General features: G+C 71.1%; 26 protein-coding genes. 15 read left to right on the top strand and 11 right to left on the bottom strand.

The window, feature by feature from the left end; all coding sequences use genetic code 11:
* Positions 1 to 56: 56 nt before the first annotated feature.
* Positions 57 to 323: a protealysin inhibitor emfourin gene (locus ACFU3E_RS28140; protein ID WP_384164031.1), complete on the bottom strand. Its 267-nt coding sequence runs from the start codon at positions 321 to 323 to the stop codon at positions 57 to 59.
* Positions 324 to 343: 20 nt separating this feature from the next.
* The gene (locus ACFU3E_RS28135; RefSeq protein ID WP_384164028.1) at positions 344 to 1,405 is read right to left on the bottom strand and encodes a M4 family metallopeptidase; all 1,062 of its coding nucleotides are present in this window, start codon (positions 1,403 to 1,405) and stop codon (positions 344 to 346) included.
* A 321-nt stretch (positions 1,406 to 1,726) separates the two neighbouring features.
* Here ACFU3E_RS28135 and leuA point away from each other — a divergent pair, with 321 nt between their 5' ends.
* From leuA to ACFU3E_RS28110, 5 genes are all read left to right on the top strand, one after another.
* On the top strand, positions 1,727 to 3,448 hold the full coding sequence (leuA, locus tag ACFU3E_RS28130; protein ID WP_384164025.1) for a 2-isopropylmalate synthase: 1,722 nt from the start codon (positions 1,727 to 1,729) through the stop codon (positions 3,446 to 3,448).
* 211 nt (positions 3,449 to 3,659) lie between these two features.
* Positions 3,660 to 4,358: a TerB family tellurite resistance protein gene (locus tag ACFU3E_RS28125; protein ID WP_384164022.1), complete on the top strand. Its 699-nt coding sequence runs from the start codon at positions 3,660 to 3,662 to the stop codon at positions 4,356 to 4,358.
* 151 nt (positions 4,359 to 4,509) lie between these two features.
* Entirely contained in the window at positions 4,510 to 6,603 is a 2,094-nt protein-coding gene (locus tag ACFU3E_RS28120; RefSeq protein ID WP_384164019.1) for an MMPL family transporter, read from the top strand.
* Between the two features lie 50 nt (positions 6,604 to 6,653).
* On the top strand, positions 6,654 to 7,895 hold the full coding sequence (locus ACFU3E_RS28115) for a sensor histidine kinase (protein ID WP_384164016.1): 1,242 nt from the start codon (positions 6,654 to 6,656) through the stop codon (positions 7,893 to 7,895).
* Positions 7,892 to 8,554, top strand: a complete 663-nt coding sequence (locus ACFU3E_RS28110; RefSeq protein WP_384164013.1) for a response regulator — start codon at positions 7,892 to 7,894, stop codon at positions 8,552 to 8,554. Before ACFU3E_RS28115 ends, ACFU3E_RS28110 begins: the two co-directional genes overlap by 4 nt.
* Before the next feature lie 37 nt (positions 8,555 to 8,591).
* Here ACFU3E_RS28110 and ACFU3E_RS28105 read toward each other — a convergent pair whose 3' ends face one another.
* Positions 8,592 to 9,557, bottom strand: a complete 966-nt coding sequence (locus tag ACFU3E_RS28105; RefSeq protein WP_384164010.1) for a dihydrodipicolinate synthase family protein — start codon at positions 9,555 to 9,557, stop codon at positions 8,592 to 8,594.
* 63 nt (positions 9,558 to 9,620) lie between these two features.
* On the opposite strand from ACFU3E_RS28105, the gene ACFU3E_RS28100 reads away from it, so the two are divergent.
* The 3 genes from ACFU3E_RS28100 to ACFU3E_RS28090 all read left to right on the top strand — a co-directional run bounded on the left by ACFU3E_RS28100 (position 9,621) and on the right by ACFU3E_RS28090 (position 11,171).
* Positions 9,621 to 9,887, top strand: coding sequence for a hypothetical protein (locus tag ACFU3E_RS28100; protein ID WP_384164007.1), 267 nt, complete (start codon positions 9,621 to 9,623; stop codon positions 9,885 to 9,887).
* Positions 9,888 to 9,927: 40 nt separating this feature from the next.
* A complete protein-coding gene (locus ACFU3E_RS28095) occupies positions 9,928 to 10,365 on the top strand; it encodes a protein-tyrosine phosphatase family protein (RefSeq protein ID WP_384164004.1) in 438 nt (145 codons plus the stop codon).
* 368 nt (positions 10,366 to 10,733) lie between these two features.
* Positions 10,734 to 11,171 carry a VOC family protein gene (locus ACFU3E_RS28090; RefSeq protein ID WP_384164001.1) on the top strand — a complete coding sequence of 146 codons (438 nt, stop codon included), beginning with the start codon at positions 10,734 to 10,736 and terminating at the stop codon, positions 11,169 to 11,171.
* Position 11,172: 1 nt separating this feature from the next.
* Here the strand turns inward: ACFU3E_RS28090 and ACFU3E_RS28085 are convergent, their stop codons facing one another.
* From ACFU3E_RS28085 to ACFU3E_RS28075, 3 genes are all read right to left on the bottom strand, one after another.
* Positions 11,173 to 12,648, bottom strand: a complete 1,476-nt coding sequence (locus ACFU3E_RS28085) for an alpha/beta hydrolase (RefSeq protein ID WP_384163998.1) — start codon at positions 12,646 to 12,648, stop codon at positions 11,173 to 11,175.
* A 72-nt stretch (positions 12,649 to 12,720) separates the two neighbouring features.
* Positions 12,721 to 13,158, bottom strand: coding sequence for a GNAT family N-acetyltransferase (locus ACFU3E_RS28080; protein ID WP_384164091.1), 438 nt, complete (start codon positions 13,156 to 13,158; stop codon positions 12,721 to 12,723).
* A gap of 174 nt (positions 13,159 to 13,332) precedes the next feature.
* A complete protein-coding gene (locus tag ACFU3E_RS28075) occupies positions 13,333 to 13,521 on the bottom strand; it encodes a hypothetical protein (protein WP_384163995.1) in 189 nt (62 codons plus the stop codon).
* Between the two features lie 116 nt (positions 13,522 to 13,637).
* Here ACFU3E_RS28075 and ACFU3E_RS28070 point away from each other — a divergent pair, with 116 nt between their 5' ends.
* From ACFU3E_RS28070 to ACFU3E_RS28055, 4 genes are read left to right on the top strand one after another with little or no spacing between them, the layout of a single operon-like run.
* Positions 13,638 to 13,844 carry a hypothetical protein gene (locus tag ACFU3E_RS28070; protein ID WP_384163992.1) on the top strand — a complete coding sequence of 69 codons (207 nt, stop codon included), beginning with the start codon at positions 13,638 to 13,640 and terminating at the stop codon, positions 13,842 to 13,844.
* Positions 13,841 to 14,056, top strand: a complete 216-nt coding sequence (locus ACFU3E_RS28065; protein WP_384163989.1) for a hypothetical protein — start codon at positions 13,841 to 13,843, stop codon at positions 14,054 to 14,056. The genes ACFU3E_RS28070 and ACFU3E_RS28065 overlap by 4 nt, the downstream gene beginning before the upstream one ends.
* A 26-nt stretch (positions 14,057 to 14,082) precedes the next feature.
* Complete coding sequence (gene recO, locus ACFU3E_RS28060) at positions 14,083 to 14,829, top strand: DNA repair protein RecO (protein ID WP_384163986.1); 747 nt, start codon at positions 14,083 to 14,085, stop codon at positions 14,827 to 14,829.
* 60 nt (positions 14,830 to 14,889) lie between these two features.
* Positions 14,890 to 15,723, top strand: coding sequence for an isoprenyl transferase (locus ACFU3E_RS28055; RefSeq protein ID WP_384163984.1), 834 nt, complete (start codon positions 14,890 to 14,892; stop codon positions 15,721 to 15,723).
* Positions 15,724 to 15,858: 135 nt separating this feature from the next.
* Here ACFU3E_RS28055 and ACFU3E_RS28050 read toward each other — a convergent pair whose 3' ends face one another.
* The 4 genes from ACFU3E_RS28050 to ACFU3E_RS28035 are packed head-to-tail and all read right to left on the bottom strand — an operon-like array spanning position 15,859 to position 18,989.
* Complete coding sequence (locus tag ACFU3E_RS28050; RefSeq protein WP_384163981.1) at positions 15,859 to 16,278, bottom strand: Fur family transcriptional regulator; 420 nt, start codon at positions 16,276 to 16,278, stop codon at positions 15,859 to 15,861.
* 58 nt (positions 16,279 to 16,336) lie between these two features.
* Positions 16,337 to 17,239: a metal ABC transporter permease gene (locus tag ACFU3E_RS28045; protein WP_384163978.1), complete on the bottom strand. Its 903-nt coding sequence runs from the start codon at positions 17,237 to 17,239 to the stop codon at positions 16,337 to 16,339.
* On the bottom strand, positions 17,239 to 18,006 hold the full coding sequence (locus tag ACFU3E_RS28040; protein ID WP_384163975.1) for a metal ABC transporter ATP-binding protein: 768 nt from the start codon (positions 18,004 to 18,006) through the stop codon (positions 17,239 to 17,241). Before ACFU3E_RS28040 ends, ACFU3E_RS28045 begins: the two co-directional genes overlap by 1 nt.
* Positions 18,007 to 18,026: 20 nt before the next feature.
* Positions 18,027 to 18,989 (bottom strand): metal ABC transporter substrate-binding protein, encoded by a 963-nt coding sequence (locus ACFU3E_RS28035; RefSeq protein ID WP_384163972.1) that lies wholly within the window; start codon positions 18,987 to 18,989, stop codon positions 18,027 to 18,029.
* 182 nt (positions 18,990 to 19,171) lie between these two features.
* Between ACFU3E_RS28035 and ACFU3E_RS28030 the strand changes: the two genes are divergently transcribed.
* Positions 19,172 to 20,554: a glycine--tRNA ligase gene (locus ACFU3E_RS28030; protein ID WP_384163969.1), complete on the top strand. Its 1,383-nt coding sequence runs from the start codon at positions 19,172 to 19,174 to the stop codon at positions 20,552 to 20,554.
* Between the two features lie 61 nt (positions 20,555 to 20,615).
* Here ACFU3E_RS28030 and ACFU3E_RS28025 read toward each other — a convergent pair whose 3' ends face one another.
* Positions 20,616 to 21,719: an endonuclease/exonuclease/phosphatase family protein gene (locus tag ACFU3E_RS28025; RefSeq protein WP_384163966.1), complete on the bottom strand. Its 1,104-nt coding sequence runs from the start codon at positions 21,717 to 21,719 to the stop codon at positions 20,616 to 20,618.
* A gap of 212 nt (positions 21,720 to 21,931) precedes the next feature.
* Between ACFU3E_RS28025 and ACFU3E_RS28020 the strand changes: the two genes are divergently transcribed.
* On the top strand, positions 21,932 to 22,549 hold the full coding sequence (locus ACFU3E_RS28020; RefSeq protein WP_384163963.1) for a LysE family translocator: 618 nt from the start codon (positions 21,932 to 21,934) through the stop codon (positions 22,547 to 22,549).
* Between the two features lie 79 nt (positions 22,550 to 22,628).
* Positions 22,629 to 23,633, top strand: a complete 1,005-nt coding sequence (locus ACFU3E_RS28015) for an aldo/keto reductase (protein ID WP_384163960.1) — start codon at positions 22,629 to 22,631, stop codon at positions 23,631 to 23,633.
* Positions 23,634 to 23,653: the final 20 nt, after the last annotated feature.

The following is a 23,653-nucleotide window of genomic DNA, read 5'->3' as shown; positions in this document are numbered from 1 at the left end:
GCCGGATCATCCGTACCGGCGGTAATGGAAGTCAACGGCCGGGCGGGAAGGAGCTGTCAGGCCCCTTCCTTCAGCACCCGCGAGATCAGCTTCCGCTGCTCCTCCGTCAGCCGGGGATCCGCGCAGTACACGGTCCTCCCGTCCACCGTGAGCTGGTAGGTGAACCCGTCCGGGACCCCGACCGGCGGTGTGCTCCGGCCGGCGGCCAGGGCCTGCTCGGCCAGGGCGTGCCACTCTGGGGCATCGGGCCGGTCCGAGGTGTCCACCTCGGCATGCCGCTCGATACCCGCGAACCCGCCCGTACGCCGCACCTGAATACGCATGCCACCTGTCTAGTACGGAACTACAGGGTCCGCACCCCGACCTGCTCCCAGGCCTTCGACACGGCGTCCAGCTCCTCCCCGTCGCCGAAGCGCTCCCGGGCGGCCTTCACGGTGAGCGTCGCGAAGTCCACGAACATCGCCTGCTGGCTCAGCTCACCGCCGGTCAGCACGTCGTACCAGACCTGTCCGGCCCGCTCCCAGGCGTGGCCGCCGAGGGCCCTGGCCGCGAGGTAGAAGGCGTGGTTCGGGATGCCCGAGTTGATGTGGACACCGCCGTTGTCGCGGCCGGTGCGGACGAAGTCGTCCATCGTCGCCGGCTGCGGGTCCTTGCCGAGGACGTCGTCGTCGTACGCCGTGCCCGGTTCCTTCATGGAGCGCAGCGCCGTGCCCGTCACCCGTGGGGCGAGCAGGCCCGCGCCGATCAGCCAGTCGGCCTCGGCGGCGGTCTGGCCGAGGGTGTACTGCTTGATCAGGGCGCCGAAGACGTCCGACAGGGACTCGTTGAGCGCGCCGGGCTGGCCGAAGTAGGTGAGGTTGGCCGTGTACTGCGTGACGCCGTGCGCGAGTTCGTGGCCGATGACGTCGATCGGGATGGTGAAGTCGAGGAAGATCTCGCCGTCCCCGTCGCCGAAGACCATCTGCTCGCCGTTCCAGAAGGCGTTGTTGTAGTCGCGGTCGTAGTGCACCGTCGCGTTCAGCGGGAGGCCGTTCCCGTCGATCGAGTCGCGCCGGTAGGCCTGGAGGAACAGCTCGAAGGTGGCGCCGAGACCCGCGTAGGCGCGGTTGACGGTGGCGTCCTTGCCGGGCTTGTCGCCCTCGCCGCGGGCCTTGTGGCCGGGCAGGTCGGTGCCGTGCCGGGCGTCGTGGACGGTGCGCAGCGGCTTGCCGTCGGCGCCCGCCGCGGCGGCGGTCGCGCCGATGACCGTGGTGAGGCGGCGCTGGGTGCGCTCGAAGGCGTCGCGCTGCAGGGTGCGGCGGGCGGGACCGGCGAGCGCCGGGTCCCCGGCCTGGGCGAGCTTGTCGAGGACATGAGGCGGAACGATGGTGCAGAAGACGGGCTCGAAGCCCCCGTGAGTCGTCATGCCCGGCACCTTTGCACTGCGTGACGAAGCTGTCACTAGTAGCCACCATGATTGGTGAAATACGGGGACAAGCGCCCTCACGCTCCGTGGCGAAGTGGTATAGCGCACTTTTTGTCCCGTATGTGCGTCGGGTCCCGCATACTGATACGACCCCACGCGCCGGGAGAGGCTCGGCTAGCATGCTGCGCATCATGCGTTTCGGGCTGCTTCTCCTTAGCTGCCGCGGCGAGGGCCTGTAGTCGAGGCCGACTCCCTCCCCGCGGAGCTTGGTGCTGCGTCGTCGGCCGTCCTTCCGGACACCCTCTGAGGAGCCCCCGCATCATGGCGAACCGCCAGCAGCCCAGTTCCATGCCGATCCACAAGTACGGCCGCTACGAGCAGGTCGACATCCCGGACCGCACCTGGCCACAGAACCGCGTCACCACCGCCCCCCGCTGGCTCTCCACCGACCTGCGTGACGGCAACCAGGCCCTGATCGACCCCATGTCGCCGGCCCGCAAGCGCGCCATGTTCGACCTGCTGGTCACGATGGGCTACAAGGAGATCGAGGTCGGCTTCCCGGCCTCCGGCCAGACCGACTTCGACTTCGTACGCTCCATCATCGAGGAGCCCGGGGCCATCCCCGACGACGTCACCATCTCCGTACTGACCCAGGCCCGCGAGGACCTGATCGAGCGCACGGTGGAGTCCCTGAAGGGCGCCAAGCGCGCCACGGTCCACCTGTACAACGCCACGGCCCCGGTCTTCCGCCGGGTCGTCTTCCGCGGCTCCAAGGACGACATCAAGCAGATCGCCGTCGACGGCACGCGCCTGGTCATGGAGTACGCCGAGAAGCTGCTGGGCCCGGAGACGGAATTCGGCTACCAGTACTCGCCCGAGATCTTCACCGACACCGAGCTGGACTTCGCACTGGAGGTCTGCGAGGCGGTCATGGACGTCTGGCAGCCCGGCCCGGGCCGCGAGATCATCCTGAACCTGCCCGCCACCGTGGAGCGTTCCACGCCCTCCACCCACGCCGACCGCTTCGAGTGGATGGGCCGCAACCTCTCCCGCCGCGAGCACGTCTGCCTGTCGATCCACCCGCACAACGACCGCGGCACCGCCGTCGCCGCCGCCGAGCTGGCCCTGATGGCCGGCGCCGACCGCGTCGAGGGCTGCCTGTTCGGCCAGGGCGAGCGCACCGGCAACGTCGACCTGGTCACCCTGGGCATGAACCTCTTCTCCCAGGGCGTCGACCCGCAGATCGACTTCTCCGACATCGACGAGATCCGTCGCACGTGGGAGTACTGCAACCAGATGGACGTCCACCCGCGCCACCCGTACGTGGGCGACCTGGTCTACACGTCCTTCTCCGGCTCCCACCAGGACGCCATCAAGAAGGGCTTCGACGCGATGGAGGCCGACGCGGCAGCCAAGGGCGTCACCGTCGACGACATCGAGTGGGCCGTCCCCTACCTGCCGATCGACCCCAAGGACGTCGGCCGCTCCTACGAGGCGGTCATCCGGGTCAACTCGCAGTCCGGCAAGGGCGGTATCGCCTACGTCCTGAAGAACGACCACAAGCTGGAACTGCCCCGCCGGATGCAGATCGAGTTCTCGAAGCTGATCCAGGCGAAGACGGACGCCGAGGGCGGCGAGGTCACGCCGAAGGACATCTGGGCGGTCTTCCAGGACGAGTACCTGCCCAACCCCGAGAACCCGTGGGGCCGCATCCAGGTCAAGAACAACCAGTCGACGACCGACACCGACGGCGTGGACACGCTGAAGGTGGAGGCCACCGTCGACGGCCAGGACACCGTCCTGACCGGTTCGGGCAACGGTCCGATCTCGGCCTTCTTCGACGCCCTGCAGTCCGTCGGCATCGACGTACGCCTGCTGGACTACCAGGAGCACACGATGAGCGAGGGAGCCTCCGCGCAGGCCGCCTCCTACATCGAGTGCGCGATCGACGACAAGGTCCTGTGGGGCATCGGAATCGACCCGAACACCACGCGGGCCTCGCTGAAGGCCGTCGTCTCGGCCGTCAACCGCGCGGCTCGCTGACCAGCCGTACGGGTCCGCGGCCACGCGCCGCTCACGGTCGCCACAGGGGCTCCGTCCGCCGATGCCCGGCGGGTGGAGCCCCGTCGCATACCGGCCATTGTCTGTGGAGGTCACGGAAAGGTCTCCTCCGGGGTGCTGACTCCTCGTCTCCGATGTGGCTAACATCACGCAAGCACGGCGACGTTGCCGTGCGGCGTGACGGAGGTGCGACGTGCTGCCAGGACGGGGACGAAACGGCCATGCCGCCAGGCTTTCTCGCGTCCTGGGCACCCGCACCGCGTGGACGGCCGCCGGTGACGGGGAGTTCTTCTGCCCCGGCTGCGGCGGCGACCGCAACTACCAGCGGCTGACCGGGCAGCGCCGCTTCACCCTGCTCGGCCTGCCCGTGCTGCCGCGCGGCGAGACCGGCCCGGTCGTGGAGTGCGCGGCCTGCCGCCGCCACTTCGGCACGGACGTCCTCGACCACCCGACCACCACCCGCTTCTCCGCGATGCTCCGCGACGCCGTGCACACCGTCGCCCTCGCGGTGCTGGCGGCCGGCGGCGCCGGGTCCCGTTCGGCCCTGGAGGCCGCCGTGCTCGCCGTGCGGGCGGCCGGCTTCGACGACTGCACGGAGGAGCAGCTGGCCGCCCTCGTCGAGGCGCTGGAGGCGGACACCGGCCGGATCACCGGCGAACCCTGCGGCGCGGGGCTGGCCATAGAGCTGCACGAGGCCCTGGACCCGCTCGCCCCGCACCTCGCCACCGTCGGCCGCGAATCGATCCTGCTCCAGGGCGCCCGCATAGCCCTCGCGGACGGGCCGTACACCCCGGCCGAGCGGGATGTGCTGGCGACGGTGGGGGCGGCGCTCACGATCTGCTCCGACGACGTGACCCGGCTGCTGGCGGCTGCGGCCCGTACGCCTTCGTAGGGCGCGGCCCCGCATACTCCCCGGGGAGTAACGCGGCAGGCGGGCCGTCCCCCGCAGTAGGCGCCATTTCGGCCTCACGCCCGACGAACCGGCCCCCGCCCGACGGGAGTCTGGAGACCGATCCAGACACCGACCGGAGGGAGCCGGACACATGGGGTCCGTAAGGACACGTACGGGGCGGAAGCGGGCCGTGCCCTGGGTGGTGGCCGGGCTGTGGCTCGCCGCGCTCGTGCTGGTCGGACCGCTCGCGGGCAAGTTCGCCGACGTCCAGCAGAACCGCGCGATCGACTACCTGCCCGACAGCGCCGACTCGACCCAGGTGGCGCGTATCCAGGACCGGCTGCCCGGCGGGGAGTCGACGGACCTGGTGCTCGTGTACCACCGGGACGGCGGGCTGACCGGCGCCGACCGGCGCACCGCCGCCGAGCAGACCGCCGAGGTGAGCGGCGCCTACGACCTGGCGGCGGAGCCGCAGGGCATCCCGTCGAAGGACGGCTCCACCCTGATGTACCCGGTCTCCAGCACCCAGCCGGGCCAGGACGAGAAGGCCCGGGACGCGTTCGTCGACGAGGTGCGGGACATCGCCGAGGGCAGCGGCGGACTGAGCGTCGAGGTCGGCGGGCCGGGCGCGCTGAACACCGACATGAACAAGGTGTTCGGGACGCTCGACGCCACGCTGCTGTTCGCCACGCTCGCCGTCGTCACCGTGCTGCTCATCCTCATCTACCGCAGCCCCTTCCTGTGGCTGGTGCCGCTCGCCGTGGCGGGGGTCGCCGCCACCGTGTCGATGGCCGCCGGGTACGGACTGCACGAACTGTTCGACGTCACCGTCACCGGCCAGAGCGGCGGCGTGATGACCGTGCTGGTCCTCGGTGCCGGCACCGACTACGCGCTGCTCCTCATCTCCCGCTACCGCGAGGAACTGCGGCGTCACGAGCGGCCGTACGACGCCATGAACACCGCGCTGCGCGGCTGCGGGCCGGCGATCCTCGCCTCCTCGGGGACCGTCGCGGCCGGGCTGCTGTGCCTGCTCGCCGCCGACCTCAACAGCAGCCGCGGCATGGGGCCGGTCGGCGTGGTGGGGGTGCTCGCCGCGCTGGTCGCCATGACGACCCTGCTGCCGGCCGTCCTGGTGCTGCTGGGGCGGCGGGTCTTCTGGCCGCTGATCCCCGCGTTCGGGAGTGAGCCGAAGGTCCGTCGGTCGCTGTTCGCCGCGATGGGCACCTCCGCGACGCGGCGGCCCGCCACCGTACTCGCGGGCGGGGCCGTGCTGCTCGGTGCGCTCGCGCTCGGCACGCTGAACCTGCCCGGCAGCATCAAGCAGGAGGACTCCTTCACGGAGCGGCCCGAGTCCATCACGGCGATGCAGACGCTGGCGCGGGAGTATCCCGAGCGGAGCAGCCGGCCCGTGACCGTCATCGCGCCCGAGCGGCGGGCCGAGGCGGTGGCGGAACGGTCCCGTGCGGCCGAGGGGGTCGCCGAGGTGGTACCCGGGCGGAGCGGCGCGGGGTGGACGGAGATCGCCGTCTTCACCACCGCCGCGCCGCAGACCCCGGCCGAGACCCGGACCATCGAGGCGCTGCGGTCCGGGCTCGACCCCGTGGGCGCGTACGTCGGCGGGCCCAGTGCCCAGCAGATCGACCTGGCCGACAGCGAGTCACGGGACCGGAAGGTGATCGTGCCGCTGGTCCTCGGGGCCGTGTTCGTCATCCTGGTCGGGCTGTTGCGCAGCCTCGTCGCGCCGCTGCTGTTGCTCGCGGCGGTGGTGGCGGTCTGGGGCGCCGCTCTCGGGATCGGCGGGCTGGTGTTCGAGCCGGTGTTCGGGTTCGCCGGGAACGATCCGGGGCTCGGGCTGCTGTCCTTCGTGTTCCTGGTCGCCCTCGGGGTGGACTACGGCATCTTCCTGATGCACCGGATGCGCGAGGAGTCCGTGCGCGGGGCCGAGCCGGAGGCGGCGGCGCTCACCGCGTTGCGGACGACCGGTGGGGTCATCGCCTCGGCGGGAGTGGTGCTCGCGGCGACGTTCGCGGTGCTGACCACGCTGCCGATGGTCGGGCTGGTCGAGCTGGGGTTCGTGATCGCGGCAGGGGTGCTGCTGGACACGTTCCTGGTGCGTACGTACCTGGTGACGACGGCGAGTGTGCTCCTCAAACGGCGGATGTGGTGGCCGGGGAGGCTCTCCCGCGCGCCGGAGCGGACGGCCCCGCCGGAGGAGCGCAAGCCCGTCGCCGCGAACGCCCCCTGACCGACCGACGGCGCCCCTCCCCTCCCGGAGGGGCGCCCTCCTGGCCGAGGATGATGCCCGTGCAGGCACCCACCACACCATCAGCGACGTGGTCGCGGCACGCTGAGCGGTACATGGCCGCGATCAACCGTGACCCCTTGACCGCCCCGCACGCCCTCCGCAACGACGCGCTGCTCGCCGTTCTGGCGGCCGCGCTCGCCGTCGCGCTCGCGCTGCTCGTCGACGACGGGCGCAGGCCCGACGCCCTCGGCTGGGTCCTGCTGCTCGTCTCCCACGTGCCGCTGGTGTGGCGCCGCCGCCGTCCGGTGCTCGTCCTGCTCACCGTGGTGGCCTGTGTCTTCCCCTACCACTTCCTCGGCTACGCGCACACCGCGGCCACTCTGGCCGCCTACGTCGCCCTCTACACCGTCGCCGTCACCGGCCGGGCGCTGCGCACCGTCCTGGTCGGTATCGGCGTCATCACCCTGTCGGTGGGTGTGATGCTCACCATCAGCGCCCACGAGGCGCTGGGGCTGCTGAAGGCATCCGGCTGGGTCGTCGCCGTGCTGTTCCTCGGCGTCGACGTGCGCTTCTACCGCCGGTACGTCGCCTCGATCGTGGAACGCGCCGAACGCGCCGAACGCACCCGCGATCAGGAGGCCCGGCGGCGGGTCGCCGAGGAGCGGCTGCGGATCGCCCAGGACCTGCACGACCTGCTCGCCCACAGCATCACCCTCATCGGCGTGCAGACCTCCGTCGCCGCCCATGTGCTGTCCGCCGACCCGGAGCGCCTCGACCGGGAGGCCGTCGCCAAGGCCCTCGACGACATCGCCGAGACCTGCCGCAGCGCCCGCGGTGAACTCCGTACGACCCTGGAGGTGCTGCGCGAGGACGGCCCTCCGGAGGGCCGCGGCCCGCTGCCCGGCCTCGACGGGCTGCCCGACCTGGCGGAGACCGCGCGGCTCGCCGGCGCCCGGGTCGAGCAGACCGTACGGATACGGCAGGCACCGCCCGCCGTCGGCGCCGCCGCCTACCGCATCGTGCAGGAGGCCCTGACGAACGCGGTACGGCACGCGGGGCCCGAACCGGCCGTCCGCGTCGAACTGGACGAGCGGCAGGGCGTCCTGCACCTGGCGGTCCGCGACGACGGCACCGGACCGGCCCCGGGCGGCACCCCGGGATTCGGGCTCGTCGGGATGCGGGAGCGGGCCCGCAGCGTCGGTGGCACACTCGACGCCGGACCGCGTACCGCGGGCGGCTTCGAGGTCACCGCGGTCCTGCCGATGACCACGACGGGGGAGAGGAACGGATGACCATCCGAGTGCTGCTCGCGGACGACCAGACCCTGGTACGGGAGGCGTTCGCGATGCTCGTGGAGTCGGCCCGGGACATGGAGGTCGTCGGCCAGGCCGCCACCGGCCGGCAGGCCGTCGAACTGGCCCGCGGCGCACACGCCGACCTCGTGGTGATGGACATCCGCATGCCCGACCTGGACGGCATCGAGGCGACCCGGCTCATCGCCGCCGACGAGGACCTCGCGGGCGTACGGGTGCTCGTCCTCACCACGTACGACACCGACGAGAACATCGTCGACGCCCTGCGGGCCGGTGCCTCCGGGTTCCTGGTGAAGGACACCAGGCCGGCCGAACTCCTCGACGCCATCCGCACGGTCGCCGCCGGCGAGTCCCTGCTGTCGCCAGGTCCCACGGCGCGGCTGATCGAGCGGTTCCTGCGCAGCCCCCGCGCACCGGAGACCGGCGGGCCCGAGTGCCTGTCCGGCCGGGAGCGGGAGGTGCTCGCGCTGGTCGGGCGCGGCCTCAACAACACCGAGATCGCCGACGCGTTGAGCCTCAGCCCCCTCACCGCCAAGACCCATGTCAGCCGCATCATGGGCAAGCTGGGGGCCCGGGACCGGGCGCAGCTGGTCATCATCGCGTACGAGTCGGGGATGGTGACGCCGGGGAGCGTCTGACGGCGGGACGACCGAGTTCCGCCGGCTCCCTTTCGGCCTAGGGGCCTCCTGATGGATCTCCGCGGCGTCGCTGGAGCAGCCCGGCCGCCGCCAGATACTTCCCGACCTGCTCCACCTCGTCCGGCGACAGCGGGATCTGCGGCTCCGCCGTCGCCGGGCAGTCGATCACGCCGCGCAGGTGCAGCGCGGTCTTGAAGGCGCCGATCGCCGAGGAGTTCGGGCCCATCCTGGCCGGGTCGCCGACCGTCACCATGCCGAACAGCGCGCACAGGCGCTCCTGTTCGGCACGGGCCTCGTCCCGGTCCCCGGCACGGCAGAGACCGTCCAGACGGACGTAGCCGTGCGGGTCGACGTTGCCGAGGCCGGGCACCGTGCCGTCCGCGCCGATCGCGAGGGCCGCGTCGACGATCAGCTCGGAGCCGGTCAGCACGCTGAAGCCGGTGATGCCCGGGTGTTCCCGGGCGCCGGTCACGACCTGGCGGAAGGCGGCGAGGTCGCCGCTGGAGTCCTTGAGCCCGGCCACGACCCCGTCGGCGGCCAGCTCCAGGACCACGTCGGCCGGCAGCTTCGTGTGGACGGCGACGGGAAGGTCGTAGGCGATGACCGGGACCGGGCTCGCGGCGGCGACCGCGCGGTAGTGGCGGGCGATCTCCGCCGGGTGGGTGCGGGCGTAGAACGGGGCGGTGACGACGACCGCGTCCGCGCCCGCCGCCGTCACCGACGCGACATGGTCCAGGACCCGCGGCGTCGTCATGTCGATCGCCCCCGCCAGAACCGGGAGCTGCCCGCCCACATGGCCCGTCACCGACTCGACGACCAGCCTGCGCCGGCGGTCCGTCAGGTACGCGGCCTCAGAGGTCGAGCCGAGCACGAACAGTCCGTGCACCCCGCCGGCCACGAGATGGTCGACGAGCCTGAGCAGCGAGGGGACGTCCACCTCACCGTCCGGTGTCAGGGGCGTGCAGACGGGCGGGATGACACCGGTCAGCGGGGTGAAAGTCATGGAGCCTCCATCGGGTCGCTCTGCCGGACGAGGTCGCGGGTCGATTCGTCCACCTGGAACAGGATGGTGGCAGCGGAAGCGGTGCGCGGCCACCGAGGCGGAACGGACAAGCTGGAGCACGTGGTGACCCGCAGGGAGTCCGCGCCCGGCACGGGCCCCTCCCTCCCCGAACTCGACCGGGACTTCCACGAGGTCCTGTACGCGTTCCTGGGTATCGACCTCGGCACGGCGTTGCGCGCCCGCGACGTGGAGGGGGCGCAACGGGCGATGGCGGTGCACTTCCGGGGGATCGAGGCGCGGGCGGGGCAGGAGCAGCGGGATGCGGGCTGATTCCGCTGCCCGGCGGGCGGACGCGGAGCATGATGAGGGCGTGAGTGAGCTGTGGAAAGAGAGCGACGCCGGCGTCCTGCCACTGCCGTCCGGCCGGCTGGTCCGGGGACGGGGCCTGCGGCACCCCCTGGACCCGGCCGCGCCCCTTCCCTCCTACGGCGTCTACCTCCTCGGCGGGCAGCCGCCCCGGGTCCCCTGGGAGTCGGGCTGGATCCGCTGGCCCGACTTCCGCCTCCCGCCGGACCGGGCGGCCGCCCGCGCGATGCTGGCCGACGTACGGGAACGGGCCGCCGGGGAGCGGGTGGAGATCGCCTGCGGCGGCGGCCGCGGCCGCACGGGCACGGCCCTGGCCTGCCTGGCGGTGCTGGACGGGGTGCCGGCGGAGGAGGCGGTGGCGTACGTCCGGCGGCACTACGACCGGCGGGCGGTGGAGACGCCGTGGCAGCGGCGGTATGTGCGCCGGTTCGGCGAGGGATGAGCCTCTCCTTCGGCTCGGCCCCTCATACCTTGGTCGCGCTGCCGTGGACCGACGGCCGCCGGCGGACTCGGCACCCGCGTCGGCACAGTGGCCGGCATGGAGAAGACCAACGGGAACAAGCGGGCAAAGGGGATGAGCCGGGCGTAGTTCTTGGCCGGGGCGGCGGCGGTGGGGGTCGCCGGAGCGGTGGCACCGGCGGGTGAGGCCCTGGCGACGGGAGCCCGGCACGGCCGGGGGCTGCGCCGGCAGGGCGTTGTCCGCACCGTCGGGGAGGGGGAGACGCCGGGGCGTTCCGCGCGGTGGCCCGCCGGTACGGCCGGCGGGCGCGGTCCGCGTCGCGAGGGGAGCATGGCTGAGGAGGTGTGCGTATGGAATGGACCCTCGAGGTGATCGTCGTACCGGTCACCGACCTGGACCGGGCCAAGGCCTTCTACGAGGACCGGTGCGGATTCCGCGCCGAGATCGACGCGTCGTTCTTCGAGGGCGTCGGCCGCTTCGTCCAGCTCACTCCGCCCGGCTCCCGCTGCTCCATCGTGCTGGAGTCCGGCATGCCGGACTCACCGGGGCAGCCCCGGATGGCCCCCGGTTCGCTCCAGGGCCTCCAGCTCTGTGTCACGGACATCGAGACGGCCAGGGCGGAGCTGGTCGAACGCGGGGTCGAGGTGACGCCGGTCCTGCACGTGGGCGCGTCCGGCTGGGCGGAGGGCCGGGGCGAGGAGAGCTGGAACTCGTTCCTCTTCTTCCAGGACCCCGACGGCAACGGCTGGGCGGTCCAGGAGGCCCCGGCACCCCTCTTCCAGCGCTGACCTAGCCGCAGTAGGTGTCCCGGCCCGGGCGCTCGCCCGTCGCCAGGAAACGGGACACGGTCCGGTCGCCGCAGGCGTTGCCGTTGGCGAGATAGGCGTCATGGCCGGTGGAGTTCACGGTGACCATGACGGCCCGGTCGCCGAGGGCCTGCCGCAGTTTCCGGGCTCCCGCGAGCGGGGTGGCGACATCCCGCTCGTTCTGCACGAGCAGGATGTTGGACGGTCCGCGGCCGGTGACCCGTACGGCCGGCTCCTTCGGCTCGAACGGCCAGGCGGCACACACCATCGGCCCGCGCGGCATGCCCGCGGTCAGCGGGTACGCGGCGCGGCTCCTGTCGACGTCCTTCTGGTACGCCGCCGCCGAGTCGGGCCAGTCGACGTCGTTGCAGATCGTGCCGACACCGACCGCGGCGACGTTCTGCAGGACCGGCTCGGGCGGGGCCTCGGGCGCGGGCGGCACGGTGCCCTTGCGGGCGGCGCGGATGGCCTTGGCCAGGGCCGGGTAGTCGTCGGGGTCGTAGAGGCTGGACAGCATGGTCTGGCGGAGCGCGTTGCCGTCCAGCCGCGGGGGGTTGGCGCCGGGCCAGGGGAGCGGGGCGCGGTCGAGCCGGGCGGCGATCTGCAGGAATCCGGACCGCACCTCGGCGGGCGTACGGGCGACCCGGTACGGATTGCCGGGCCGGGATGCCCACTTGGCGAACTCGGGGAAGTTGTCCTCGACACCGACCTCGAAGGCGGCGAGCCAGTTGCGGGTCACGCGGGTGTGGTCGGGGTCGTTGTTGCTGTCCAGCACGATGCGGTCGGTGCGGTGCGGGAACAGCTGGCTGTAGACGGCGCCGACGTAAGTGCCGTACGAGACGCCCCACGCGGAGATCTTCCGGTCCCCGAGCACGGCCCGGACGCGGTCGAGGTCGCGGGCCTCGTTGGCGGTGCCGAGGTGCCGGATCAGCTCGCCGCCGTTACGGGCGCAGGCCTCGGCGGTGCGCCGCGCGGTGGCCATGCTCTCGCCGACGGTACCGTCCGGGGCCGGCCAGGGCAGGAGCTTGGTCATGCCGAGGTCGGCGGGGTCCAGCTTGCAGTCGACGGCGGTGGAAGGCGCCATCCCGCGCGGTGCGAACCCGACGAGGTCGTAGGCGTCCCGCACCTTCTGCGGCAGCCTCTGCCCCTTGCCGGAGGGGTCGGAGAGACTGTCCCCGCCGGGGCCGCCGGGGATGAGTAACAGAGTGCCACGGCGGGCGGAGGGCTTCTCGCTGGGGATACGGGAGACGGCGATCTGGATCTTCCGGCCGTCGGGGTCGGAGTAGTCCATGGGCACGTCGACGGTGGCGCACTGCTGTCTGGGATCAAGGTCGGGGCCCTGGCACGCGGTCCACTTGAGGGGCTCGGCAGGGGCGGCGGACGCGGTCAGCGGGACGGCGAGTCCGAGCAGGACGGCGGAGGCCGCGACCAGTGAGGTGTTGCGCTTGATCTGCTTCATGGGACGAGCCTGACGTCTCTCCGGCACGCTCCACATCCGGCCAACTGCCGGATTGTTCAGGGGGTTTACCCCCTACGGAATGAAGGCGCCCGGCAGCCGCAGCATGAAGACGTCGACCGGGTCCTGGCTTTCCACCGTGAAGCCGTGGCGTTCGTACAGGCGGCGGGCCGGGCTGCCCTGGAGGACGTTCAGACGTACGAGTTCGCCGTCGGCGTCGGTTCGGGCCAAGAGGGTGCGGAGCACCGCCGAACCCAGGCCTCGGCCCTGGACGTCCGGACTGAGGTAGAAGTGCTCCAGCCAGTGGCCGTCCTCGGACGGGCGCAGTGCGACGCCGCCCGCGAACGTGCCGTCGGTCTCGATGATCGACGTGTGCTGCGGGGCGAAGGCGTCTCGCAGGCGCTGCCTGACCCGGTACTCGTCGTAGCGGCCCAGCCGTTCCAGGTCCGGGCGCATCACCACGGCCCGTACCTCCGCGAGCGGCTCGACGTCTGCCGGCTCGGCCGGGCGCATCGCCCATCGCACATCCACGGCCGGATTGTCTCAGCGGCCGCTCTGACGTAGGAACTCCCCCCCCGGGCAGCGGCCCCGACCAGGACTACAGGGCTGTCGGCCAGCTTGCTGTTCCGCCATGACGGCCGGTCCGCCGACCGCGGCCTGCGCGAACAATCCGCATACCGCTTATCGTCAATCAGCTTCCTGCACAACCGCTCGAAATACCGTCGGTTTGCAGCACCCCGTCGATGCGATGGGCGACATCCAGCTGTGGCTGCGAATGTCCTGTTCGAACTGGCCGATGTATCCGCCGGAGACAAAAGCCCGCGACCCCAGCTTCACCTGTGTGAGCGCCGCCGCCTGCCGAGAACCGTTGGCCATTGCCGAACCCCTTTGTGCTGCCCCGCAGTTGTAGGGCACAGAGCCCTCCCGAGTGTAGTCGCGGAGCGTCACCTCGAAGACGCGAAGAGTGAAACCGCAAAAGGAGGGGGAACACGGTGGAGGCACGACACTCGGCGCTCTGCGCCGAAGAAGCGGAGGACGCGGTGAAGGAATTGCGGGCAGAACTCGCCAAGGCAGGAATTGCTTTGCCGTCACCGGGCCTTGACCCGGTGAGTCTTGCGCGGGAAGCACCCTGTCCGCTCGTGGAGTTGGGCCGGTGTTCCGTTCGGACCGCCCGGCGGCTCGCGGCGGTGCCGCGATGAAGCCCCCGGTCGGCGCGTATGTCGTGGACACTCGAAGCGGACGCATCGGCATCGTCATGGGGCATGAGGGGCCCTACGTGCAGTTGCGGCCGTACGGGGGCGGGAAGGAATGGGACGTCGACCCCGGAGCCGTCCGGAACGCCACCCCGGCCGAGCGGCTGCACGCGGCGACCACGTACGCCAACGCACGCAGCAGGGGTGAGGTCCCTTGACGTGACGACCCTGCGAGAATGGCGTCATGAGCCTGTTCCGCGACGACGGCATCGTGCTGCGCACCCAGAAGCTGGGTGAGGCGGACCGGATCATCACGCTGCTCACGCGCGGTCACGGACGGGTACGCGCGGTAGCTCGGGGCGTGCGCCGGACGAAGTCGAAGTTCGGTGCGCGTCTCGAGCCGTTCTCCCATGTCGACGTGCAGTTCTTCGCGAAGGGGAGCGAGCTGATCGGGCGGGGGCTGCCGCTGTGCACCCAGAGCGAGACCATCGCGCCCTACGGCGGCGGGATCGTCAGCGACTACTCCCGGTACACGGCCGGAACCGTCATGCTGGAGACCGCCGAGCGGTTCACCGACCATGAGGGGGAGCCGGCCGTGCAGCAGTACCTGCTGCTGGTCGGTGGGCTGCGGACCCTCGCCCGGGGGGAGCACGCGCCGCATCTCGTGCTCGACGCGTTCCTGCTCCGCTCCCTCGCCGTCAACGGGTACGCCCCGAGCTTCACCGACTGCGCGAAGTGCGGGATGCCCGGCCCCAACCGGTTCTTCTCGGTCGCGTCGGGCGGATCCGTCTGCGTGGACTGCCGCGTGCCCGGCAGCGTCGTACCCTCGCCCCAGGCACTGGAACTCCTCGGCGCCCTGCTTACGGGAGACTGGGAGACCGCGGACGCGTGCGAGGCGCGCTACGTCCGGGAGGGCAGCGGGCTGGTGTCCGCGTATCTGCACTGGCACATGGAGCGCGGACTGCGCTCCCTGCGCTACGTCGAGAAGTAGCGCGAGCAGCGGAAAACGCAGCAGCACAGAAGCAAGCGAGCACGAGGAGACGAGAAACACATGGCCGTACGCGGGATCCTGGGGCGCCAGCGCCGGGAGTACAGGACGCCGGAGCCGCACCCGTCCGGCGCGCGGCCCCCGAAGATCCCCGGGGAGTTCGTACCGCAGCATGTGGCGATCGTCATGGACGGCAACGGCCGCTGGGCCAAGGACCGGGGACTGCCCCGCACCGAAGGGCACAAGGTCGGCGCCGAGCGCGTGCTGGACGTGCTCCAGGGCGCCATCGAGATGGGCGTGGGCGCCATCTCCCTGTACGCCTTCTCCACCGAGAACTGGAAGCGCTCGCCGGACGAGGTGCGCTTCCTGATGAACTTCAACCGGGACTTCATCCGCAAGACCCGCGACCAGCTCGACGAGCTGGGCATCCGGGTGCGCTGGGTGGGCCGTATGCCCAAGCTGTGGCGCTCGGTCGCCAAGGAACTCCAGGTCGCCCAGGAGCAGACCAAGGGTAACGACAAGCTCACGCTGTACTTCTGCATGAACTACGGCGGGCGGGCCGAGATCGCGGACGCGGCGCAGGCGCTGGCCGAGGACGTGAAGAGCGGCAAACTCGACCCGTCCAAGGTCAGCGAGAAGACCTTCGCGAAGTACTTGTACTACCCGGACATGCCCGACGTGGACCTGTTCCTGCGCCCCAGCGGCGAGCAGCGCACCTCCAACTACCTGCTCTGGCAGAGCGCCTACGCCGAGATGGTCTTCCAGGACGTGCTGTGGCCGGACTTCGACCGGCGTGACCTGTGGCGGGCCTGCCTGGAGTACGCCTCGCGGGACCGGCGCTTCGGCGGGGCCGTCCCGAACGAGGAGCTGCTGGCCATGGAGGGCGAGCAGTCGTAGGACGCCAGGGCCCGGCACCCCTTCCGGTGGCAGCCGGGCCCCATGTCCCTCAGGGCCGCGGGGAACTGCGCGAGCAACCCCCACGCACCCGCCGCCGGCAACGAAACCCCCACCCCCGGGGTGCGGAACACCGGCTCAGCCGCCGGCGGCCTTCGCACAGTCCGCACACGTGCCGAAGATCTCCACCGTGTGGGCCACGTTCACATAGCCGTGCTCGGCGGCGATGGACTCGGCCCACTTCTCCACGGCCGGGCCCTCCACCTCGACGGCCTTGCCGCAGCCGCGGCACACCAGGTGGTGGTGATGGTCGTCGGTGGAGCAGCGGCGGTAGACGGACTCGCCCTCGGCGGTGCGCAGGACGTCGACCTCGCCGGCGTCGGCGAGGGACTGCAGGGTGCGGTAGACCGTGGTGAGCCCGACCGAGTCGCCCTTGTGCTTGAGCATGTCGTGCAGTTCCTGCGCGCTGCGGAACTCGTCGACCTCCTGCAGGGCCGCCGCCACAGCGGCCCGCTGCTTGGTGGAGCGGCCCTTAACGGACGGTCCAGCGGTCGTCACCGTTGCCTCCTCACGTCTGCCTTGCCCGGGCCATTGTGCCAGCCCGGGGTGGGGGCGGTCAGACGCCGACTCCGTCGGCCGCAGCCCGGCTGCCCGGGATGGCGCACTCGGCGGGGTCGGCTGTCGGGTCCGCACCCGCCGACGCGCGGGCGCGGCGGCGGGCCAGCGGGGCCGCGAGCGCCGTCAGCAGGACGAACGCGCCGATGGTCAGCAGCACGATCGTCGCGCCGGGCGGCACGTCCTGGTAGTACGAGGTGACGGTGCCGCCGATCGTCACGCTCACGCCGATGGCCACGGCGATGGCGAACGTGGCGGCGAAGCTGCGGCCGATCTGCTGGGCGGCCGCGACGGGCACCACCATCAGCGCGCTGACCAGCAGCAACCCGACCACGCGCATCGCCACGGTCACCGTGACGGCCGCGGTGATCGCCGTCAGCAGGTTCAGGACGCGCACCGGCAGGCCCGTCACCCGGGCGAATTCCTCGTCCTGGCTGACCGCGAACAGTTGCCGTCGCAGGCCGAGGGTGACCAGGACGACGAAGGCGGCCAGGACGCAGATCGCCGTGACGTCCGCATCGGAGACCGTCGACAGGGAGCCGAAGAGGTACGACGTCAGGTTGGCGTTGGAGCCCGTCGGCGCGAGGTTGATGAACATCACACCGCCGGCCATGCCGCCGTAGAACAGCATGGCGAGGGCGATGTCGCCGCGGGTCTTGCCGTACCAGCGGATCAGTTCCATGAGGACCGCGCCGAGGACGGAGACCAGGGTCGCCATCCACACCGGGGACCAGGTCAGCAGGAAGCCGAGGCCGACGCCGGTCATCGCCACGTGGCCGATGCCGTCGCCCATCAGGGCCTGACGGCGCTGGACCAGGTAGATCCCCACCGCGGGGGCCGTGATGCCGACCAGGACGGCGGCGAGCAGGGCCCGCTGCATGAAGGCGTAGTCGAGGAGGTCCATCAGCTCAGCAGTCCCGTGCGGATCGGTTCGGCGCCCGCGGGTGCGTGCGGGTGTACGTGGTCGTGGCCGGGGAGGGCGTGCTGTCCGACGGCCTTCGGGGGCGGGCCGTCGTGGACGACGCAGCCGTCACGCAGGACGACCGCCCGGTCGATGAGGGGCTCCAGAGGGCCCAGTTCGTGCAGCACGAGCAGCACGGTCGTGCCCTGGGAGACCTGTTCCCTGAGCGTGTGCGCGAGGACCTCCTGGCTGGCCAGGTCGACGCCGGCCATCGGCTCGTCCATGATCAGCAGCTCGGGTTCGGAGGCGAGCGCGCGGGCGATCAGCACACGCTGGTGCTGGCCGCCGGAGAGGGCGTCGACCGAGTCCTTGGCCCGGTCGGCCATGCCGACGAGGTCCAGGGCGCGCCGTACGGCCTCGCGGTCGGCCTTGCGCAGGACGCCGAAGCGGGCCCGGGACAGGCGGCCGGAGGAGACCACCTCGGTCACCGTGGCGGGCACGCCGCCGGCGGCCGTGGTGCGCTGCGGGACGTAGCCCACGCGGTGCCAGTCACGGAACCGCCTGCGGTCCGTGCCGAACAGCTCGATCTCGCCGGCGCCGGTCTGCACCTGGCCGATGATGCTGCGCACGGCCGTGGACTTGCCGGAGCCGTTCGCGCCGAGCAGCGCGACGACCTCGCCGGGGTGAACCGTGAGGTCGATGCCGCGCAGGACGGGGCGCGAGCCCAGGTCCGCGCGGACACCGCGCAGGGATACGACGGGCTCGGTCATGCCGTCCTCCGATGGGTCGGTCACTTGGCTCCCAGGGCCGACTGCAGGGCCTTGAGGTTGGCTTCCATCACCTGGAAGTAGTCGTCGCCGCGGGACTTGTCGGTGATGCCCTCGAGCGGGTCGAGGACGTCCGTCTTCAGATTCGCGTCACGGGCCAGGGTCTTCGCGGTCTTGTCGGAGACCAGTGTCTCGTAGAAGACGGTGGTGACGCCGTCGGCCTTGGCCTCCTGCTGGAGCTCGCGGACCCGGGCGCCGCTGGGCTCGCTCTCGGGGTTCATACCGGAGATGGCCTCCTGGGTGAGGCCGTAACGCTCGGCGAGGTAGCCGAAGGCGGCGTGGTTGGTGAAGAAGACCTTGGTCTTGGTGTTCTTCAGGCCGTTCTCGAAGTCGCCGTCCAGGCTCCTCAGCTTCGTGACCAGAGCCTCGGTGTTCTTCCTGTAGTCGGCCGCGTGGTCCGGGTCGGCCTTCTCGAAGGTCTTGCCGACGCCCTGGGCGATCTCGGCGTACTTCACCGGGTCGAGCCAGACGTGCGGGTCGCGGCCGTGCTCCTCCTCCTCGGAGTGGCCTTCCTCGGAGTGGTCTTCCTCGCCCTCGTGGGCGTGGCCGCCGGTGCCGTGGTCCTCGAGGTGGGTCAGGGTGGCCGCGTCGATCTTCGTCTCGATGCCGGTCTGGGCGACGGCCTCGTCGACGGCGGGCTGGAGGCCCTTGAGGTAGAGCGCCGCGTCGGCCTCCTCCAGCTGCGCACGCTGCTTGGTGCTGATCTCCAGGTCGTGCGGCTCCTGGCCGGGCTGGGTCAGGCTGGTGACGTTCGCGTGGTCGCCGCCGATCTGCTCGGCGAGGAACGCCATCGGGTAGAACGACGCGACGACGTCGAACTTGTCCGTGTTGCCCGAGGCCGCGCTGTCGCTGGAGCAGGCGGTCAGGGCGCCGAGGCCGAGAGCGGAGGCCAGGGCGGCGGGTATGAGGCGTCGTCGTACGTTCATGACAGTCATTTTCATCAAATATGGAAACCGTTGTCAACAAACGGTCCGAGCTGCGGACGGCAGAGGTCTGGCGGCCGCCCAGGGGGGAGCGATTTGATTGAGGGGGCGCCCCCGCCGGTAACCTGAAGCATTCGCTGGAAGCAACTCGCTTCGTCGCCCGTCGTCGTAATGAAGAGAGCACCGTGGCCGCCGACAAGATCGACACCATCGTCAGCCTGAGCAAGCGCCGTGGCTTCGTATTCCCCTGTAGTGAGATCTACGGCGGTCAGCGCGCCGCCTGGGACTACGGCCCCCTGGGTGTCGAGCTCAAGGAGAACCTCAAGCGCCAGTGGTGGCGCTACATGGTCACGTCGCGCGAGGACGTGGTGGGTATCGACTCGTCCGTGATCCTGGCCCCCGAGGTCTGGGTCGCCTCCGGCCATGTCGCCACCTTCACGGACCCGCTGACCGAGTGCACCTCCTGCCACAAGCGGTTCCGCGCGGACCACCTGGAGGAGGCCTACGAGGAGAAGAAGGGCCGCGCCCCGGAGAACGGGCTCGCGGACCTCAACTGCCCCAACTGCGGCAACAAGGGCCAGTTCACCGAGCCCAAGCAGTTCTCCGGCCTGCTGTCCACCCACCTCGGCCCGACGCAGGACTCCGGCTCCGTCGCCTACCTGCGCCCCGAGACCGCGCAGGGCATCTTCACCAACTTCTCCCAGGTGCAGACCACCTCGCGCCGCAAGCCGCCGTTCGGCATCGCCCAGATGGGCAAGTCCTTCCGCAACGAGATCACGCCCGGCAACTTCATCTTCCGGACCCGCGAGTTCGAGCAGATGGAGATGGAGTTCTTCGTCAAGCCGGGCGAGGACGAGAAGTGGCAGGAGTACTGGATGGAGCAGCGCTGGAGCTGGTACACCGGTCTCGGCCTGCGCGAGGAGAACATGCGGTGGTACGAGCACCCGAAGGAGAAGCTCTCCCACTACTCCAAGCGCACCGCCGACATCGAGTACCGCTTCCAGTTCGGCGGCAGTGAGTGGGGCGAGCTGGAAGGTGTGGCCAACCGCACCGACTACGACCTCGGCGCCCACTCCAAGGCCTCCGGCCAGGACCTCACCTACTTCGACCAGGAGGCCGGCGAGCGCTGGACGCCGTACGTCATCGAGCCCGCGGCCGGTGTCGGCCGCGCGATGCTGGCGTTCCTCCTGGACGCCTACGTCGAGGACGAGGCCCCCAACGCCAAGGGCAAGATGGAGAAGCGCACCGTGCTGCGCCTCGACCAGCGCCTCGCCCCGGTGAAGGTCGCGGTGCTGCCGCTGTCCCGCAACCCGGAGCTGTCCCCGAAGGCCAAGGGCCTCGCCCAGGCGCTCCGCCAGAACTGGAACATCGAGTTCGACGACGCCGGCGCCATCGGCCGCCGCTACCGCCGTCAGGACGAGATCGGCACGCCGTTCTGCGTGACCGTCGACTTCGACACGCTCGAGGACAACGCGGTCACCGTCCGCGAGCGCGACACGATGAAGCAGGAGCGCGTCTCCCTCGACCAGATCGAGGGCTACCTGGCGGCCCGTCTGATCGGCTGCTGATCGCCTTTCGCCGCGCCACGGTGCCGGGTTCCTCCTCGGAGGGGCCCGGCACCGCCGTTCTTCACAGGTCCAGGTCGGCGTAGACGGCCGCGTGGTCCGAGGCGCGGTTCCACTTCGAGGTGACGGTGTCGAAGGACTTGACGGTCGACGGCGCCCAGACACCGCGCCGTTCGACCTCCACGTGCTGCACCTGCTCCCACAGCGGCGGCGGCAGCATCACGTAGTCCAGCTTCTGACCCTCGGAGTTGCCCGTGCCGTGGGTGCCCGGGGCGCCCCGGTAGGACGGGTGGCTCATCACGTCCCGCAGGCCCGTGCCCAGCAGGGCGCGGATCGCCTCACTGGACGGCTCGTCGTTGAGGTCGCCGGCGACCACGACGTACGGGGAACGCTCCAGGGCGGCCTGGTAGATCGACGCCACCCGCCGGGCCTGGGCGACACGCAGCTCCGGGTCGTCGCCGCTCTGGCTCTTGAGGTGGTTGCCCAGCAGCCACAGCGGCGTGCCGCCGATCTGGATCTCGTACTCGGGGCAGTCCCGGCTGAAGAGGTACGCGCCCGGGCGGTCGGGGTCCGGGTCGAACACGTGGGACCGCATGGACGTGACCGGGTGGCGGCTGAGGATCCCCACGTCGATGCCGCGCGGGTCGTTGCCGTCGATCACCATGTCGTACGGGTACGGCGTCTTCTTCAGGCCGGCGCCCAGCACCTGCTCGTTGAAGCGGCGCAGGGTCGTGCGGTCCTCCACCTCCACCGTGAGCAGGATGTCGGCGTCGATCTCGGCGATCACCCGGCCGGTGTTGTGCACGGCCTCCCAGCCGAGGTCGTCACGGACCAGCTCCACCCAGCCCGTCCACCCCGAGCGGCCCTTGGCCACGATCTCGAAGGTGACGTGCTCGCCGCTGCCCTTCGTCCTGAACAGCGTGCCCTGGCCGCGCGTCTCGTTGACGAAGAACGGCCTGTCCTTGCGCGAGTCGTGCACCCGGTGCTTCTTGAGGAGTTCGGCGACCCGGGTCTTGAGGGCGTCGTCGTAGGTCTTCTCCTCCAGAAGGGAGACCAGCTCGGTGTAGTCGTCGAGGATCTCGCGGCGCTGCTTGTCGCCCGGGAGGCGGAAGACCTTGGGGCGGCGGAAGAGGTTCTCCGTGTTGAAGGTGGCGATACGGATCGTCATGGCGCGCTCCCTCGGGCGGCGCAGGAGTTCCGCGCGACCGTCGGGCAGGCGCCGCCGGGGAGACCGCTCGCCGGCCCTTCCATTGTCGGAGCGGGAGTGAAGGGTGTCGAACGGTGGGGCCCTTGTGGTCTCCGGGGTGCGGGGGATTGGTCCTGTAGCGCCGGGGGCGATTGGTCCTGTTACCAGGGCGGGGACGGCGACAGGGTGACGGCATGAGCATCGCGTTCCTGCTGACCACCCTCGTCGTCGTCGCCACGCCGGGCACCGGCGTCGTCTACACCCTGGCCGCCGCGCTCTCCCGGGGGCGCCGCGCGAGTGTCGTCGCGGCCGTCGGCTGCACGCTCGGGATCGTGCCGCATCTGCTGGCCACGGTCACCGGCGTCGCCGCGCTGCTGCACGCGACCGCGACCGCGTTCCAGGTGCTGAAGTACGCGGGCGTCGCCTACCTGCTGTACATGGCGTGGGCGACGGTGCGGGACGAGGAGGCGCTCGTGGTGGAGGAGCGGGGAGCGGCCCCGGAGGTTTCGGCGCGGCGGGTGATCGTGCGCGGGGTGCTGATCAACATCCTCAACCCGAAGCTGACGATTTTCTTCTTCGCGTTCCTGCCGCAGTTCGTGAGCCCCGGGGAGCCGCACGCGGTGGTGCGGCTGGCGGGACTCGGCGGGGTCTTCATGCTGGCGACCTTCGTGGTCTTCGCCGCGTACGGGGTGCTGGCCGCGTCGGTGCGCCGGCATGTCGTGGGCCGGCCGCGGGTGACGGCCTGGCTGCGGCGGGGCTTCGCGGGGTCGTTCGTGGCGCTGGGGGCGAAGCTGGCGTTCACGGCGCGGTAGCCGCGGATCGGGAAAGGGGCTGACAAGTATCAACTGACGGATATTGAAATCTGTCATCCGTCATGACATGGTGGAGGGCATGACGATGCGCACCCGCCCCCTCGGAACCACCGGCCCCCAGGTCTCCGCCCTCGGTCTCGGCTGCATGGGTATGTCCGCGCTGTACGGCGAGGCGGACCGGGCCGAATCCCTCGCGACCCTCCACGCGGCGCTCGAAGCGGGCGTCACCCTGCTCGACACCGGCGACTTCTACGGCATGGGTCACAACGAGATGCTGATCGGCGAGGCCCTGCGCGCCGCTCCCGCCGCCCGGCGCGAACAGGCCCTGGTCAGCGTGAAGTTCGGCGCCCTGCGCGGCCCGGACGGCAGCTGGCTGGGCTACGACGGCCGGCCCGCCGCCGTGAAGAACTTCGCCGCCCACTCCCTCCAGCGCCTCGGCGTCGACCACATCGACGTCTACCGCATCGCCCGCCTCGACCCGGACGTGCCCATCGAGGAGACGGTCGGCGCGATAGCGGAACTCGTCGAGAAGGGCTACGTACGGCACATCGGCCTCAGCGAGGTCGGCGCCCGGACGATCCGCCGGGCGGCGGCCACGGCACCCATATCCGACCTCCAGATCGAGTACTCCCTCATCTCCCGCGGCATCGAGGACGAGATCCTGCCCACCACCCGCGAGCTGGGCATCGGCATCACGGCGTACGGGGTGCTCTCCCGGGGCCTGATCTCCGGCCACTTCACCGCGGACCGGCAGCTCGGCGCGGGCGACTTCCGGGTGATGTCGCCGCGCTTCCAGGGCGACAACCTCCGGCACAACCTGAACCTCGTCGAGGCGCTGCGGAAGATCGCCGAGCAGAAGGGTGTCAGCGTCGCGCAGATCGCCATCGCCTGGGTGCTCTCCCGCGGCGAGGACATCGTGCCCTTGATCGGCGCCCGCCGCCGCGACCGGCTCACGGAGGCGCTGGGCGCGCTGGACGTGACGCTGGAGCCGGCCGACCTGGCCGCGATCGAGGAGGCCGTACCGGCCGGTGCCGCCGCCGGCGACCGCTACCCGGCGGCCCAGATGGCGCACCTCGAGAGCTGAACCGGCCTTTGGGTACGGTC

Source organism: Streptomyces sp. NPDC057424, from assembly GCF_042803315.1.
Classification (GTDB): domain Bacteria; phylum Actinomycetota; class Actinomycetes; order Streptomycetales; family Streptomycetaceae; genus Streptomyces.
This window is presented reverse-complemented; position numbering and strand designations above follow the sequence as displayed.